Origin of the sequence: Cyanobium sp. Copco_Reservoir_LC18 (assembly GCF_009834675.1) — a bacterium.
GTDB classification, from domain to species: Bacteria; Cyanobacteriota; Cyanobacteriia; order PCC-6307; family Cyanobiaceae; genus Cyanobium; species Cyanobium minutissimum.
On the sequence record NZ_ASAC01000012.1, the window covers coordinates 329,101 to 343,854 of the forward strand.

Here is a 14,754-nt window from a genome sequence, read left to right on the forward strand (position 1 = left end):
GGCTGAAGGGAGAATGCTTGCCATGCTGGTTGACTTCGAGCAACGTCCTGGATGGGCGTCCTTCAAGGTCGGACCGGATGCATCGGCTCGAAGAATGGTTCTCGAGGACAGATGGCAGCGACTTTGTCGAGGGAAATCGACTGATTACGGTGAATAAGCCTATCGGAATGGAGGCCGGGCATCTGATCTGCAGGCATTGTGCAGCAAGCGAACATCCAGGCCTTCAGCAAGCGTAGATTCCCAATTCGTCAGACATACCTTTCGAGCATGAAGCCATCCCTCTTCACCCAGGCCATCACAGGCATGGCTCTTGCAGTCGCCTCCCTGACCCTTTCCCCCAGCTCTGGTGATGCGGCCCCCCTTCTCAGTGGCCTGGGGGGACCAAAGGGTTTCGGGAGCAATTCGGTTTTCAGAAACGACGATAGTGGGGTTGGACCAATAGACCTGCCTTTCGCCATCAACTTCTATGGCACCACCTATAATCAATATTACGCCAATACCAACGGCAACATAACCTTCCAGTCCGTGTTCGGGACCTTCACACCATCCTTCTTCCCAGGGGCACCGCAGCCGATCATTGCCCCGTGGTGGGCGGATGTGGACACAAGAAATCCCAGCTCCGGCGATGAGGGGTTGGTCTGGTACACCAATCCGGATGCCAACACCACCGTCGTCACGTGGAATAATGTTGGTGTCTACAACCAGCTGAGGCCACCAACCAACAACTTCCAGTTGGTGCTCCGCAACCTTGAATCCACCACCGGCTCCGCAGGAGATTTCTCCTTTGAATTCCGCTACGACGACCTCAACTGGACGACGGGGCAGGCAAGCGGTGGCGACAGTCAGGGCCTGGGTGGAACACCCGCCCTTGCTGGGTTTGATGCTGGCAACGGCACAGACTTCTATACGATCCCAGGCTCCAAGACTGCTGAGGTCCTGAATCTGGTGAACACCAGCAACGTCGGGCAGGCGGGCGTCTGGAGATTCAATGTCTCCAGCGGGGAGGTTGTGGTACCCCCAGGCACGTCATCGGTCCCAGGCCCACTGCCGTTGCTGGGGGTTGGCGCCAGCCTCGCCTGGAGCCGCAGACTGAGAAAAAGAATCGCGGCATCATCCTGAATGAGTCGCCTTCAGGGCCTGCGTTGTCGCAGGCCTTGTTCCTCCCTCTCCCGGTGGCTCACAGACTCCGTTTCGACGTTGAACCGCGCGATCCATGACCTCAACCCTGGGCAGCAAGCTCTGGTTCATCTCCCTGGCTCTCTTCCTGGCCTACGGGTCGGTTGTGCTGACAGGGATTCTGCCGATCTCGCTGCTCAATGCAACGTGGGGATTGAGGTTTTGCTCCGTGCTTGTGGAGAATGCCGCGCTGCCGCTGGTAGGGGTGGCCATCGTGTCTGTCGCCGCCCATCTGGATAAAGGCAGCCCTTCCCTGCGTTCGTTCCATGGGTTCATCTCCAGGTGGGCCATGGTCGTCGCCCTGGGCTTTCTCATGCTTGTGCCATTGCAATCCGTCTCCGCCTGGCGTGTCTATGCCGCAAACATCCAGGGACCGAATGGCCATGGGCAGTCCCAGGTGAACCGACAGTTCGAGGACATGCGTCGTGCCGTCAACGGCGCATCCAGTGCGGACGAGCTTCAGACCAGGCTCCGTGCGGCAGGTGGACCGAGCCTGTCAGCCGCCAGTCTGGCCACTCCGCTTCCGGTACTGAAGGCAAGGCTCCTGATGTCCATGGAGCAGGCGAAACGCCAGGCGACAGACCAATTCAGCCGAGCGAAGCCATCGATTCTCTGGAGTCTGTTGCAGAGTTGCTTCCATGTGATTCTTTCAGCCCTGGGTTTTGGCCTGGCCTTTGCGGCGGCCGCACAACGGCCCGACAGCCGCCTGACGGTGCTCCAGGAATGGCATCGCAAACGGAAGCGAAAGGCTCCTTACGAGACCTCCCATGGCGCCGGATTACAAGCCATGGGTCTCTTTGCCAGAGTCGAAGCCTGGCAGGCTCGCCGCTCCTATGTCAGCAGGCACCCGTCACCCCTGCGTCCTGCCCGCAGGCAGCCCTCCGATCGCAACGACAAGGCCTACATCCAGGAGATTCTCGACCAGGACGGCCCTTCCGGCGGCGTGTGACCCGATCTGGCGATGCCGAGGCAGGGGCTCTGCCACGGGCCCGCTCAACGGCGTCCCAGCAGGAACACCACCGCCATCGCCAGATAGCCCAGGGCCCAGGGGGTGCCGCTGCCCCAGCCGGGATCAAGGACGGTGTCGGCCAGGGTGAAGCTCCAGGCGTGGATCAGCCCCAGCCAGGAGGCGGCGGCCGCCACCAGGGCGCAGAGGGCGGCGGCGCGGAAGCGCTGCTCGATCACATAGACGAGCATCGCCGCCAGCAGCATGGCCGCCAGGATCTGGCCCTGCTCGAGGGCGAAGGCGCCGGCGGCCCACACATCCGCCTGCTGCAGCGGCAGCAGCAGCTGGGGGCCGAAGGGGTTGGCCGGGGTGCCGCTGCCCCCGGCCCGCAGCCCCGCCTTCAGCATCAGGGAGCCCCAGCCGGCCAGGCCGGGCAGGAGCCCCAGGGCGACGGCGGGGGCATGGGCCGGCGGGGTGGCCTGGAAGGCCCGGGCCGCCATCACCAGGGCGATGTAGAGCACGATCGCCATGCCGGCCTCGATCGGCACCAGCTGGCCCACCACCCCGAACAGCCCCAGCAGGCAGCCCAGGCCCATCACCAGACCGTTGAGCCAGGAGTAGCCGATGCGGGCGCCCATGCCCTTCCAGCCCGGGTGGCCGATGTAGATGGTGGTGGGGAAGCAGGAGCCCAGCACGGCGGCGGCAACCGTGCCGATGCCGTTGATCAGCAGGGAGCTCCTCACCGGGTAGGGGTCGCCGGCCGCCTCGGCGCTCTCCAGGTTCTGCAGGGATCCCAGCAGGTTGAACAGACCCATCGGCACCGTCACCCCCAGCCAAGGCAGCAGCTCGCCGCGGCCCTCCCAGAGGGCACCGAGGCGGGGCACCGGCAGGTGCAAACCCACCTGGGCGAGGTTGGCCTGCCAGGTGGGGCCGTCCAGCCGCAGCAGACCCGTGGCCGCGGCCAGGACGATGCCCACCAGCACCGCCAGCAGCCCACCCGGCAGGGGCAGCCGGGCCTGGCCGAAGTAGGCCAGCAGGATCACCGCCAGCACCGCCAGCCCCACAACGGGGACGGCGTAGGTGCGCAGCAGGAACCCCAGGCCGATGTAGCCCAGGGCGATGCCGGCCAGGGTGGAGAGCAGGGCCGCCCGGGGCAGCCAGCGGCGCAGGGGGGCCACCAGGAAGGCGCCCCCCGCCTCGATCAGCCCCGACCCCAGGCAGGCCAGCAGGCCGGCGCGCCAGGAGAGCTGGGCGGCGGCCTGGGGATCCAGGCCCTGGCCGGTGGCCGCCAGCTTCACCGGCAGCATCACCAGGAAGACGTAGGCGAACAGGCTGACCGTGTTGATGCCGTAGGGCAGGGCGGTGCGGTCGTCCCGGCCCTCACGTCGCCCCAGGCGGTGGGCCTGGACGGCATAGGCCACGTTGCCCACCACCAGGCTGAGGCCGGTGGCCGGCAGGATCGTGCCGAAGATCAGCCCGTCGGGGTACCCCAGCACGCCGCGGCAGAGGGCCACGATCAGCAGGATCTGGATGAGGTTGTCGAGGCCGAGCCCGAGGAAGCCGTCCAGGTCGCCGCGCACCCACCAGCGGGGCATCGCTCCGGTGCTCTCAGCCACGGGGCAGCCCCGCCGGCACCCGATCCGGAAACAGCACCCCATCGAGGTGGTCGCACTCGTGCTGCACCACCCGGGCATGGAACCCCTCCACCTCCCGCTCGAAGGGTTGCCCCTCGGGATCGAACGCCCGGTAGCGCAGGCGGCGCCAGCGGGGCACCCGGGCGCGCCAGCCGGGCACGCTCAGGCAGCCCTCCCAGGCGTCGTCGTCCCGGTCGTCGCCGAGGGGCGTGAGGACGGGATTGATCAGCACCGTCTCCGGAATGGGGGGCGCCTCCGGGTAGCGGGGGTTGGACGTGATGCCGAAGATCACCACCCGCAGGGGCACACCGATCTGGGGGGCCGCCAGACCGGCGCCCGCATGGGCGGCCATGGTGTCGCGCAGGTCCTCGAGCAGGGCCGGCAGGGCGGGGTCGTTGAAGCGTTCCACCGGCGCACTCACCTGGCGCAGGCGGGGATCGCCGATGGTCAGCACGTCTCGGACGGCCATGGGCGCCTCAGGATCGGTCCCACTGTGCCGCCTTCCGGCCGCGCCGTCCGTACCATCCGCTGATGACGCTGCGATCGGCGGATCCATGGCCGTGAGCTCCCTGCGGGTGGCCGTGCTCTGCTGCGACGGCCTCTACCAGCGCCACCTGGTGCGGCGGGCGGCCGAGGAATTCACCCTCGTGGGCGTGGTGCTGCAGGTGTCGCCGCCGGCCAGCCGCAGCCTGCTCTCCCGGCTGGCGAAGTACCGCCGGCCCCTGCGGCTGCTGCGACAGCTGATCGCCCGGGTGCTGCTGCGGCCCCACGACCGCCGCGGCGCGGCCCTGCAGCGGCAGCTGTTCCACCACAACGGCGCCCCGCCCGAGCTGCCGCCTGAGGTGCCGGTGCTGGTCACCTCGGCCATCAACGAGGAGCGCACCGCCGACGTCCTGCGCCAGGTGGCCCCCGACATCGTGCTGGTGAACGGCACCCAGCTGCTGCGCAAGCCGGTGCTGGATCTGATCCCCACCCTCCGCCACGGCCTCATCAACCTGCACACCGGGCTGTCGCCCTACTCCCGCGGCGCCAACTGCAACCTCTACATGCTCATGGAGGGGCATCCGGAGCTGGTGGGGGTGACGGTCCACCACATCGACCCCGGCATCGACAGCGGCGACATCATCCTGTCGGCCCACGTGCCGATGCAGCCCGACGACAACGTCGAGACCATCGAGGTGCGCAGCTTCCACGTGGGCATCGAGCTGCTGATCGAGGCGGCCCACCGGCTTGAGGCCGGCACGGCGCCGCGGGTGCCCCAGTGGGAGAAGGGCAAGCTGTTCCTGCGGCGCACCGGCTACGTCTATGAGCCCTGGCAGCGGCTGCTGGCCAACCGCCGCATTGCCCGGGGCCTGGTGCGCGACTACCTGGCCGACCAGGCGCGCCGGGACGGGGCGGTGCGGGTGGTGCAGGGGGAGCCGTCATGAGCCGCCTGGGACGGGCCGCCAACCGGGCAGCGGACCTGCTGTTCCTGCCGCCGCTGGATCGCCTCTGGCTGCGGCGCCTGCGGGGCAAGGTGCTGGGGCTGCTGTATCACCGGGTCGACCAGCCGGGAAGGGAACCCTTCCTCGACCGTTTCGGGGTGCCGCCGATTCCCCCCAGCGAGCTGGCCGCCGAGCTCGGCGTTCTGCGGCGCCGCGGCGCCCGCTTCCTCACCTACGCCGATCTGCGGGCCGGCCGCTTCCCCACGGGCTCCGAGTTCGGGGTGATCGTCAGCTTCGATGACGGCCTGCGCTGCAACTACGAGGAGGGGCTGGAGGTGCTGCGGAGCCTGGGGATCCCCGCGGTGTTCTTCCAATCCACGGCGATGGACGCCGGCGGGGAGCTGGTCTGGGAGCACGCCCTCTACTGGTATGGCGCCCATCCCCGCCTGGCGCCCCGGCTGGCGGAACTGGCCCGCCGGCGGCTGGATCTGCCGGCCGACCTGGAGGGCGCGGCCCTGATCGCCCGCCTGCGGGATGGCACCCCCGTGGTGCGGGTGCGGGAGCTGCTGGCGGAGCTGGCGGAGCGCTTTGACACGGCCGGTGAACTGGCGGCAGCGGCCGCTCGCCTCTACCCCAGCGCCGAGCACCTGCGCCGGGCCCGGGAGGCCGGCCACGAGCTCGGCAGCCACGGCCACCACCACGTGCCCCGCTGCAGCATCAGCGCCGAGGCGTTCGAGGCGGAACTGGGCCGCTCGGCCGCCCGGCTCGAGCGGGTGCTGGGGGAGGCTCCCCGGGCCTTCTCCTACCCCTTCAACAGCCATCGGCCCGGCGACGGGGAAATCTGCGGCCGCCACTACGTCCAGGTGGCCACCGTTGACGCGGCCCTGATCACCCCCACCACCCCGGCCCTGGCCCTGCCCCGCTTCACCTGGCCGGGGCCCCACGCCAACCCGCTGCGCCGCCGCCGCTGGCTCTGCACCGGAACACTGGCCTGGCCGGGGAGATAGGGTCTGGCTTCCCTCTCCACAGCGATGGCCTGGCCCCTGGCCGTGTTCGACGGGACCATCAGCCTCACCACGCTCCAGACGCTCCTCCAGGACTGGGGGTACTGGGTGGTGTTCGGCGCCATGCTGCTGGAGAACGCCGGCGTGCCCCTGCCCGGCGAGACCGTGACGCTGCTGGCGGGCTATGCGGCCGGCAGCGGCCAGCTGCAGGTGCTCGGGGTGATGGGGGCGGCGGCCGGCGGGGCGATCCTGGGGGACAACCTCGGCTACTGGGTGGGCCGCCGGGCGGGCTGGGGACTGCTGCTGCGGGCCGGACGGCTGCTGGGCCGGACCCCGGAGCAGATGGAGGCCCTGCGGGAGCGCTTCCTGCGCCATGCCGGCAAGTCGGTCCTGCTGGGCCGGTTCGTGGCGGTGCTGCGGGTGCTGGCCGGCCCCATCGCCGGGGCGGTGCACATGCCCTACCGCCGCTTCCTGCTGTTCAACATGCTCGGGGCGGTGCTCTGGGCCTCGACGATGGTGGGGCTGGCCTGGCTCGGCGGCCGCTGGATCCCCTTCGAGCAGATGGTGAAGGGGGTGATCGAGTTCGGCCTCGGCGCCCTGGTGCTGCTGGTGATCGTGCTGGTGCTGCCGAAGCTGGTGGGCCGCCTCGAGGAGAGGGCCCTGGAGGGGAAGGGCGAGGAGCCTCCCGCCTGAGCGCCCGCGGGGCCGCCGCGGCCTACAGCCCGAAGTGGCGGCAGATCAGCCAGGGCACCACCAGGGCCAGGAGGATCGAGAGGGGGGCGCCGTAGCGGGGCATGTCGAGGAAGCGGTACCGGCCGGGGCCGAACACCATCAGGTTGGTCTGGTAGCCGATCGGGGTGAGGAAGCTCTGGCTGGCGGCGAAGGTGATCGCGAAGATGAAGGCCATCGGCGGCATCGCCAGCCCCTTGGCCAGTTCGGTGGCGATCGGGATCAGCAGCACCACCGTGGTGCCGTTGCTGAGGGCCTCGGTGAAGGCCTGGCCCAGCACGAACACCACCAGCAGCACCCCATAGGCGGGCCAGCCCCTGAGGGACTGCAGCAGGTCGGTGGCCAGGGCCTCCGCCAGACCGGTCTTCTGCATCGCCACGCTGAAGCAGGAGAGGGAGCCCAGCAGCAGGATCACGTCCCAGCGGATCGAGCGCAGCAGCTCGCCGGAGCGCAGGCAGCCCGTGGCCACCATCGCCACCATCGCCAGCAGCACCGAGGCCATCAGCGGCAGGACCCTGAGCATCGGCAGCAGGATCATCAGGGCGGCGATCACCATGCCGACGAGCTTGCGATCGGTGGTGGGCAGGTCCTTCTCCAGCTCGTCGAGCAGCACCAGGTCGTTGTTGGCCTGCAGGCCGCGGATGGCATCCACCGGTGCCTGAAGCAGCAGCACGTCGCCGGCCTGGAGCACCACCCGGCCCAGCAGCTCCCGCAGCACCTGGTTGCCCCGCCGCACCGCCAGCAGGGTGGCGTTGTAGCGCTGGCGGAAGCGCATGTCCCGCACGCTGGCGCCCGCCAGGGTGGAGCCGTTGGGCAGCAGCACCTCCACCACCCGCTGGGGGGAGGTGGTCTCGCCGGAGAGCTCCCGCAGATCCTCCTCCTGCTCGCCGATCGGCGCCAGGGTGATGGTGTGCTCCTGCTGGAGACGCAGCAGGTTGTCGCGGTTGCAGCGCAGCAGCAGCCGGTCGCCGGCCTGCAGGGGCAGGTCGGCCAGGGGGGCGCTGAAGCTGTCCTGGCCCCGGTGCAGCTCCAGCACGTCCACGTCGAAGCGGCGCTGCAGCCGGCTGTTGTGCAGGGACTGGCCGATCAGTTCGGACTGCTCCGGGATCAGCACGTCGGTGAGATAGCCGTCCCGGGCGAGGCCCCCCAGCAGGTCCTCGTCCCCCTGGCCCCGGTCCGGGAGCAGCCGGTCGGAAACGGTGAGCATGTACAGCCCCCCCAGCAGCCACACGGGGATGCCGATGGCCGTGAAGCTGAACAGCTCCAGGGAGCCGAAGCCCAGCTGGCGGCTCACATCGCTGGCCAGCAGGTTGGTGGAGGTGCCGAGCAGGGAGATGGTGCCGCCCAGCACGGTGGCGAACGACAGGGGCAGGAGCACCTTCGAGGGGGAGACACCGCGGCGTTGGCACCAGCCCTCGATCACCGGCAGCAGGGTGGCCACGATCGGGGTGTTGGGGATGAAGCCGGAGATGGGGGCCACCACCCCCACCATCAGGGCGATCATCCGCTTGGGGCTGCGGACCGCCTCCGATCCGATCAGGGCCCGGAGCCGGTCGAGGCCGCCGCTGCGGAACAGGCCGGCGGAGACCGCGAACAGGCCCATCAGGGTGATCAGGGCAGGGCTGCCGAAGCCCTGCACCGCCTCATCGGGCTTGAGCACCCGGAAGCTGACCAGCAGGGCGGCGGCCAGCAGCCCGGTGACCTCCGGAGCGAGCCAGCCGGTGACGAACAGCACCATCGCCCCGACGAACACCGCCAGCGTGATCAGACCGGCCGGTGTGGCGGCGACCGTGAGGAACGCTTGCATCGGCACGTTCAGAGGTAGAAGCCGACCGTAGTGACGACCCGGGTGCCGCGCTCGCGCAGGGCACGGCGCAGGCGGATCGTCGACTGGTTGTGCAGCAGGTTCTCCCAGCGGCGGCGGGTGACGAACACCGGCAGCACGACCACGCAGAAGGACCGGTGGTCCTTGTGGTGCTGCTGCTCGAAGCGCAGCACGAAGCGGGTCACCGGGTCCACCAGGGAGCGAAAGGGGGAGGGCAGCACCTCCAGGGGCACCTCCGGCAGCTGGCGGCTCCACTGCTCACGGAAGGCCTCCCCCTGGTCGCCGGCGAGATCCACGTGCACCGCCACCAGGTCACTGGCGATGCTGCGGGCGAAGCAGAGGGCCTCGTAGCTGCCCCGGTGCAGCTGGCCCACCAGCACCACCGTGGGGGTGCCGCCGCCGGGCGGGGGGGGAGGCGGCAGGGTCAGGCGCCCGTCGGAGGCCATCTGCAGGCGCCGGGCGACGTGGTCGTAGTGGCTGCGGATGCGCCGGTACAGCATCACCAGCAGGGGGATGGCCAGCACCACCACCCAGGCCCCCTGGGTGAACTTGCTGATCAGCAGCACCGCCCCCACCACGGCGGTGATCAGCGCCCCCACCCCGTTGACCAGGGCCCGGGTGCGCCAGCCCCGATCCCGCAGCCTCCACCAGTGCATCACCATCCCGGCCTGGGAGAGGGTGAAGCTGATGAACACCCCCACGGCATAGAGGGGGATCAGGCGGCTGACGCTGCCTTCCACCAGCACCAGCAGCAGGCCCGCCAGGGCGCTGAGGGCCAGGATGCCGTTGCTGAACACCAGCCGGTCGCCGAGGGAGGTGAGCTGGCGGGGCAGGAAGCCGTCCTGGGCCAGGAAGGCCGCCAGCCGAGGGAAGTCGGCAAAGGCCGTGTTGGCGGCCAGCAGCAGGATCAGCAGCGTCGCCAGCTGCAGCACGAACAGCAGCGGGCCGTCCCCGAAGATCCGCTCCCCCAGCTGATACAGGAGCGTCGGGCCGTTGTCCTCCACCACCAGACCGCTCTGGCTGGCCAGGACGCTGATGCCGCTGAACATCACGGCCAGCATCAGCACCATCACCACCAGCACCCGGCGGGCGTTGCGCCACTCCACGGGTCGGAAGGCGCCGACGCTGTCGCTGATCGCCTCGATGCCGGTGAGCGCGGCGCAGCCGGAGCTGAAGGCCCGCATCAGCAGCAGGGGGCCGATGGCCTGCAGCCCCTGGCTGCCCTGGTGGGCGGCCTCCAGCAGCCGCTGCTGCTCCGCCACCGGCAGGGGTGGCAGCTGGCCCAGGCCGGACTTGACCGCCCCGGCCACCAGCAGGGTGACGACGGCGGCCATGAACAGGTAGGTGGGCACGCTCAGGAACCGGGCGCTGGAGCTCACACCGCGCAGGTTGGCGAGCATCACCAGCAGGACCGCCAGCAGGCAGAGGGGCACCCGCTCGGGGTCCAGCGCCGGAAAGTAGGAGGTGAGGGCGGCGATGCCGGCGGCCACGCTCACCGCCACCGTGAGCACGTAGTCGATCGAGAGGGAGGCCCCGGCCACCAGACCCGGCGTCTGCCCGAGGTTCTGCTGGGAGACCCGGTAGGAGCCGCCCCCGTGGGGGTAGGCCTTGATCGTCTGCCGGTAGCTGCTGGCCACCACCAGCATCAGAACCACGATCAGGGCCGTGATCGGCAGGGTGAAGCCCAGGGCCGCCGCCCCGCCCATCCCCAGCACCAGGACGATCTCCTGGGTCGCATAGGCCACCGAGGAGAGGGCATCGGAGCTGAGGATCGCCAGGGCCTCGGCATTGCTGTACCGCTCCTCGTGGTGGGCGCTGGTGGGCAGGGGAGTGCCGATGAGCCGGCGCCGCAGGTTGTCGAGGCGGGGCATGCGTCGTCGACTCGGACGTGGGATGCCTTAGGACGCTAGAGGCCGTGGTCCAAGCCGTCCTGGGCGCGCCGAACCGTCCGCCGTCCCCCTGGGTCGATCCGTGCGATGGCACAACCCACCCTGCTCAGCACCCTCCTGATCCTGCTGCTGGGGGTGCTGCTGGCCCGCCTGTCGGAGGGCTGGATGGCCCGGCTGGCCGTGCCCGCGATCGTCATCGAGCTGGTGCTGGGGTTCATCCTGGGCAACACGGTGGTGCCGTTCAAGGCGATGGCGCCCCTGAGCGGCCTCACGGAGCTGGGGGTCCTCACCCTGTTCTTCCAGGTGGGCCTGGAGGTGCGCGGCGACCTGCTCCGCTCACGGCGGGGCGCGATCCTGCGCACGGTGGCCCTGAGCTTCTGCACGCCGCTGCTGGCCTTCTGGCCCCTCAGGACCCTGTTCGACCTCCCCATCCCCACCACCCTCCTCTGCCTGGCGGTGCTGAGTGCCACCGGCACGGGCGTGACCCTGCGGGTCCTCGCCCAGCGGGGTGCCATCCAGACCCCCTCCGGGCGGCTGCTGGTGGGGGTATCGGTGCTGGATGACCTGCCGGCCATCGGCCTGCTGGCGATCGCCACCGCCAGCGCTGGCCTGCGGCTGGGTAGCCAGGGCATCGGCTGGGGAGGGCCACTGCTGGGGCTGCTGCTGGCGGGGCTGAGCTGGCTGGCGGTGACCCACTGGGCCCGCCGCCACAGCCGGCGGCCCACCAGCGCCCTGGCGATCCTGATGCTGCTGATCGGCTCGGCCTGGCTGGGGGAGGCCTGCGGCCTGACCAGCCTGCTCGGCGCCCTCTGGGGCGGGGTGCTGATGGCGCGGCTGGGGCCGGTGGAGGGGGAGGTGCAGCGGGTGCTGACCGTGCTTTCGGAGGTGTTCCTTCCCCTCTACTTCATCAGTGTGGGGATGCGGATCAGCGCCGGCACCCTGCTGCAGCCGGCGGCCTGGAGCCTGGCGGCGGTCCTGATCGTGATGGCGGTGCTGAGCAAGCTGGCCTGCGGCCTGGGCATCGATCGCCACGACCGGCGGGCGGGGGGGGACCGCTGGCTGGTGGTGTTCGGCCTGATCCCCCGGGGCCTGCCGGGGCTGGTGTTCGCCACCACGGCCCTGAACCAGGGCCTGATCGATGCCGTGCAGTTCTCCTCGCTCGTGCTGATGGTGACCGTCACCACGGTGGTGGGCCTGCTGCTGCTGGAGCGGCGGCTGCAGCGAGGGCCCGGGTCTTCGCCAGGGCTGGCGGGCGGAGGGGAGTCTGACGAGACCATGCCTAAGGTTTGGGCCAGCTCCGATCCGCCGCATTGACCCCCCCCCTGCCGCGAGCCCCTGGCACGCCCTGGCTCCTGAGGCCTGCCTGCAGGCGCTCGAGGCCAGCGGCGACGGTCTGAGCACGGCCCAGTGCGCCGAACGGCTGGCCAGGCTGGGGCACAACCGGCTGGAGCTCAAGGCCGGGCGCAGCAACCTGCGCATCCTCTGGGACCAGTTCAGCAACGTGATGCTGATCATGCTGCTGGCGGTGGCGGCGGTGTCCGCGGGGGTGGCCTACGCCGCCCAGCGGTTCCCCAAGGACGCGATCGCCATCGTGCTGATCGTGGGCCTCAATGCCCTGCTGGGCTACCTGCAGGAAAGCCGGGCCCAGGAGGCGCTGCAGGCCCTGCGGGACATGGCCCAGCCCCTGGTGACCGTGCGCCGTGACGGCGTCTGGGAACGGCTGCCCAGTGAGCAGCTGGTGCCCGGGGACCTGATCCGGGTGGAGGCGGGCGATCGGGTGCCGGCCGATGCCCGCCTCCTGGAGGTGGCCGAGCTGGGCCTGCGGGAGGCGGCCCTCACCGGCGAGGCGGAGGCGGTGACCAAGCGGGCCGCTCTGGTGCTGGAGCCCACCACGCCGGTGCTCGAGCGTCAGAACTGCCTGTTCCAGGGCACCGAGGTGGTGCGGGGCCGGGGTCTGGGGGTGGTCACCGCCACGGGCATGCAGACCGAACTGGGCAGGATCGCCCAGATGATCAACACCGCGGGTGGCGAGAGCACCCCGCTGCAGGAACGGCTCGACGGCCTGGCCAACGTGCTGGTGGGCTCCGCCCTGGCCCTGGTGGCCGTGGTGGTGGCCCTCGGCTGGCTGCTGGGCCAGCGCCTGCTCGACCTGCTGGAGGTGGCCCTGTCGATGGCGGTGGCGATCGTGCCGGAGGGCCTGCCGGCGGTGATCACCGTGACCCTGGCGATCGGCACCCAGCGGATGGTGCAGCGGGCCGCCCTGATCCGCCGCCTGCCGGCCGTGGAGGCCCTGGGCTCGGTGACGGTGATCTGCACCGACAAGACCGGCACCCTCACCCTCAACCGCCAGGTGGTGCAGGAGCTGCGCTGCGGCACCACCGCCCTGACGGTCAGCGGCAACGGCTACGACCCCCATGGCGACTTCCGTGCCGCCGATCTGGCCCCGCCCGCGAGTGCCACGGGCGGCCTGGCGCGGGGGGGCCGCGATCTGCTGCTGCAGGCCGGTGTCCTCTGCAGCGACGCCGAACTCAAGCAGGAGCCGGACGGCCGCTGGGAGATCCTCGGGGATCCCACCGAGGGGGCCCTGGTGGTGGCCGCCGCCAAGGCCGATCTCGATGGCTTCGCCCTGCGCAGCCACTACAGGCGGGAGGCGGAGATCCCGTTCAGCTCCGAGCGCCAGCTGATGGCCGTCTGGGTGCAGGACCGCGAGGGCACCCTGCAGGCGCCCCTGGGGGCCAGTGCCGCCGGGTCGGCCACCCTGATGCTCAGCAAGGGGGCCCCGGAGGTGATCCTCGCCACCTGCGACCGCTGGCTGGATGGCTCCGGCCTGGCGCCCCTCAGCGACGACCAGCGCCAGTGGTGGCTGGAGCAGGCCCGGGACCTGGCCGCCGCCGGCCTGCGGGTGCTCGCCTTCGCCTGCGCCCCCCACCACCGGAGCCCCGAGCAGGAACTGGAGCACCAGGTGCTGCTCGGCCTGATGGCCCAGCTGGATCCCGCCCGCCCCGAGGTGGCCGAGGCGGTGGCCCGCTGCCGCGAGGCGGGCATCCGGCCGGTGATGATCACCGGCGACCATCCCCTCACCGCCCGGGCGATCGGCGCCAACATCGGCCTGGTGGATGCCGGCGCCGAGGTGGTGCTCGGCCGCCAGCTGGAGGAGGCCGACGCCGTCGAGCTGGCCGCGATCGTGGGCCGCTGCAGCGTCTACGCCCGGGTGGCGCCGGAGCAGAAGCTGCGCATCGTCAAGGCCCTCCAGGGCCTGGGGCAGATCGTCGCCATGACGGGCGACGGCGTCAACGACGCCCCGGCCCTGAAGCAGGCCCACATCGGTGTGGCCATGGGCATCACCGGCACCGAGGTGAGCAAGGAGGCCTCCGACATGGTGCTCCTCGATGACAACTTCGCCACAATCGTGAATGCGGTGGAGCAGGGCCGGCTGGTCTATGCCAACATCCGCCGCTTCATCAAATACATCCTCGGCAGCAACGTGGGCGAGCTGATCACCATCGGCTCGGCCCCGTTGCTGGGGCTCGTGGGCGTGCCGATGACTCCCCTCCAGATCCTCTGGATGAACCTGGTGACCGACGGGGTGCCCGCCCTGGCCCTGGCCCTGGAACCGGGGGAGGCGGGCCTGATGCAGCGGCCGCCGGCCGAACCCGGCGAGTCGATCTTCGCCCGGGGGATCGGCAGCTACATCCTGCGCATCGGCGTGGTGTTCGCCGCCATCACGATCACGATGATGGTGCTGGCCTTCAGGGCCGGTGGGCCCGATGGTCCCTGGAAGACCATGGTCTTCACCATGCTTTGCCTGGCCCAGATGGGCCACGCCCTGGCGGCCCGCAGCGACCGTCCCCTGGTGCAGGTGGCCCCGTTCAGCAACCCCTGGCTGCTCGGGGCGGTGGTGTTCACCACCCTTCTGCAGTTGTCGCTGCTCTACGTGCCGGTGCTGTCCAAATTCTTCGGCACCGTGCCCCTCTCGGCGCGCGACCTGGGCATCTGCGTGGGATTCAGTCTGCTGTTCTTCCTCTACCTGGAACTGGAAAAGGTGTGGCGCCACTGGCGTCGCCGGCGCAGCGCCGACGCCTGATCCGGCGGTCGCTCCCGGCCGCCTTCGGCCGACTGATAACGAG

Annotated in this window: 11 protein-coding genes; 7 read left to right on the forward strand and 4 right to left on the reverse strand. The window is 70.3% G+C overall.

Annotation, left to right across the window (positions count from 1 at the left end):
- Positions 1–267: 267 nt before the first annotated feature.
- Both L107_RS06985 and L107_RS06990 read left to right on the forward strand, forming a co-directional pair.
- Positions 268–1,119 (forward strand): nidogen-like domain-containing protein, encoded by an 852-nt coding sequence (locus L107_RS06985; RefSeq protein WP_159817320.1) that lies wholly within the window; start codon positions 268–270, stop codon positions 1,117–1,119.
- A gap of 94 nt (positions 1,120–1,213) precedes the next feature.
- The gene (locus tag L107_RS06990) at positions 1,214–2,125 is read left to right on the forward strand and encodes a hypothetical protein (RefSeq protein ID WP_159817322.1); all 912 of its coding nucleotides are present in this window, start codon (positions 1,214–1,216) and stop codon (positions 2,123–2,125) included.
- A gap of 44 nt (positions 2,126–2,169) precedes the next feature.
- On the opposite strand, the gene L107_RS06995 is transcribed toward L107_RS06990, so the two are convergent.
- Together L107_RS06995 and def are read right to left on the reverse strand one after the other, a co-directional pair.
- Entirely contained in the window at positions 2,170–3,717 is a 1,548-nt protein-coding gene (locus L107_RS06995; RefSeq protein ID WP_201295835.1) for an NCS2 family permease, read from the reverse strand.
- Between the two features lie 13 nt (positions 3,718–3,730).
- A complete protein-coding gene (gene def, locus L107_RS07000; protein ID WP_159817326.1) occupies positions 3,731–4,225 on the reverse strand; it encodes a peptide deformylase in 495 nt (164 codons plus the stop codon).
- 85 nt (positions 4,226–4,310) lie between these two features.
- Here def and L107_RS07005 point away from each other — a divergent pair, with 85 nt between their 5' ends.
- From L107_RS07005 to L107_RS07015, 3 genes are read left to right on the forward strand one after another with little or no spacing between them, the layout of a single operon-like run.
- Positions 4,311–5,183 (forward strand): formyl transferase, encoded by an 873-nt coding sequence (locus L107_RS07005; RefSeq protein WP_159817328.1) that lies wholly within the window; start codon positions 4,311–4,313, stop codon positions 5,181–5,183.
- Complete coding sequence (locus tag L107_RS07010; RefSeq protein WP_159817330.1) at positions 5,180–6,187, forward strand: polysaccharide deacetylase family protein; 1,008 nt, start codon at positions 5,180–5,182, stop codon at positions 6,185–6,187. Before L107_RS07005 ends, L107_RS07010 begins: the two co-directional genes overlap by 4 nt.
- A gap of 24 nt (positions 6,188–6,211) precedes the next feature.
- The gene (locus tag L107_RS07015) at positions 6,212–6,877 is read left to right on the forward strand and encodes a DedA family protein (protein ID WP_159817332.1); all 666 of its coding nucleotides are present in this window, start codon (positions 6,212–6,214) and stop codon (positions 6,875–6,877) included.
- Between the two features lie 22 nt (positions 6,878–6,899).
- Here L107_RS07015 and L107_RS07020 read toward each other — a convergent pair whose 3' ends face one another.
- On the reverse strand, positions 6,900–8,720 hold the full coding sequence (locus tag L107_RS07020) for an SLC13 family permease (protein WP_159817334.1): 1,821 nt from the start codon (positions 8,718–8,720) through the stop codon (positions 6,900–6,902).
- Between the two features lie 8 nt (positions 8,721–8,728).
- Positions 8,729–10,609, reverse strand: a complete 1,881-nt coding sequence (locus L107_RS07025) for an APC family permease (protein ID WP_159817336.1) — start codon at positions 10,607–10,609, stop codon at positions 8,729–8,731.
- Positions 10,610–10,714: 105 nt separating this feature from the next.
- On the opposite strand from L107_RS07025, the gene L107_RS07030 reads away from it, so the two are divergent.
- Complete coding sequence (locus L107_RS07030) at positions 10,715–11,941, forward strand: cation:proton antiporter (protein WP_159817338.1); 1,227 nt, start codon at positions 10,715–10,717, stop codon at positions 11,939–11,941.
- Entirely contained in the window at positions 11,937–14,711 is a 2,775-nt protein-coding gene (locus tag L107_RS07035; RefSeq protein ID WP_159817509.1) for a cation-transporting P-type ATPase, read from the forward strand. The genes L107_RS07030 and L107_RS07035 overlap by 5 nt, the downstream gene beginning before the upstream one ends.
- Positions 14,712–14,754 lie beyond the last annotated feature (43 nt).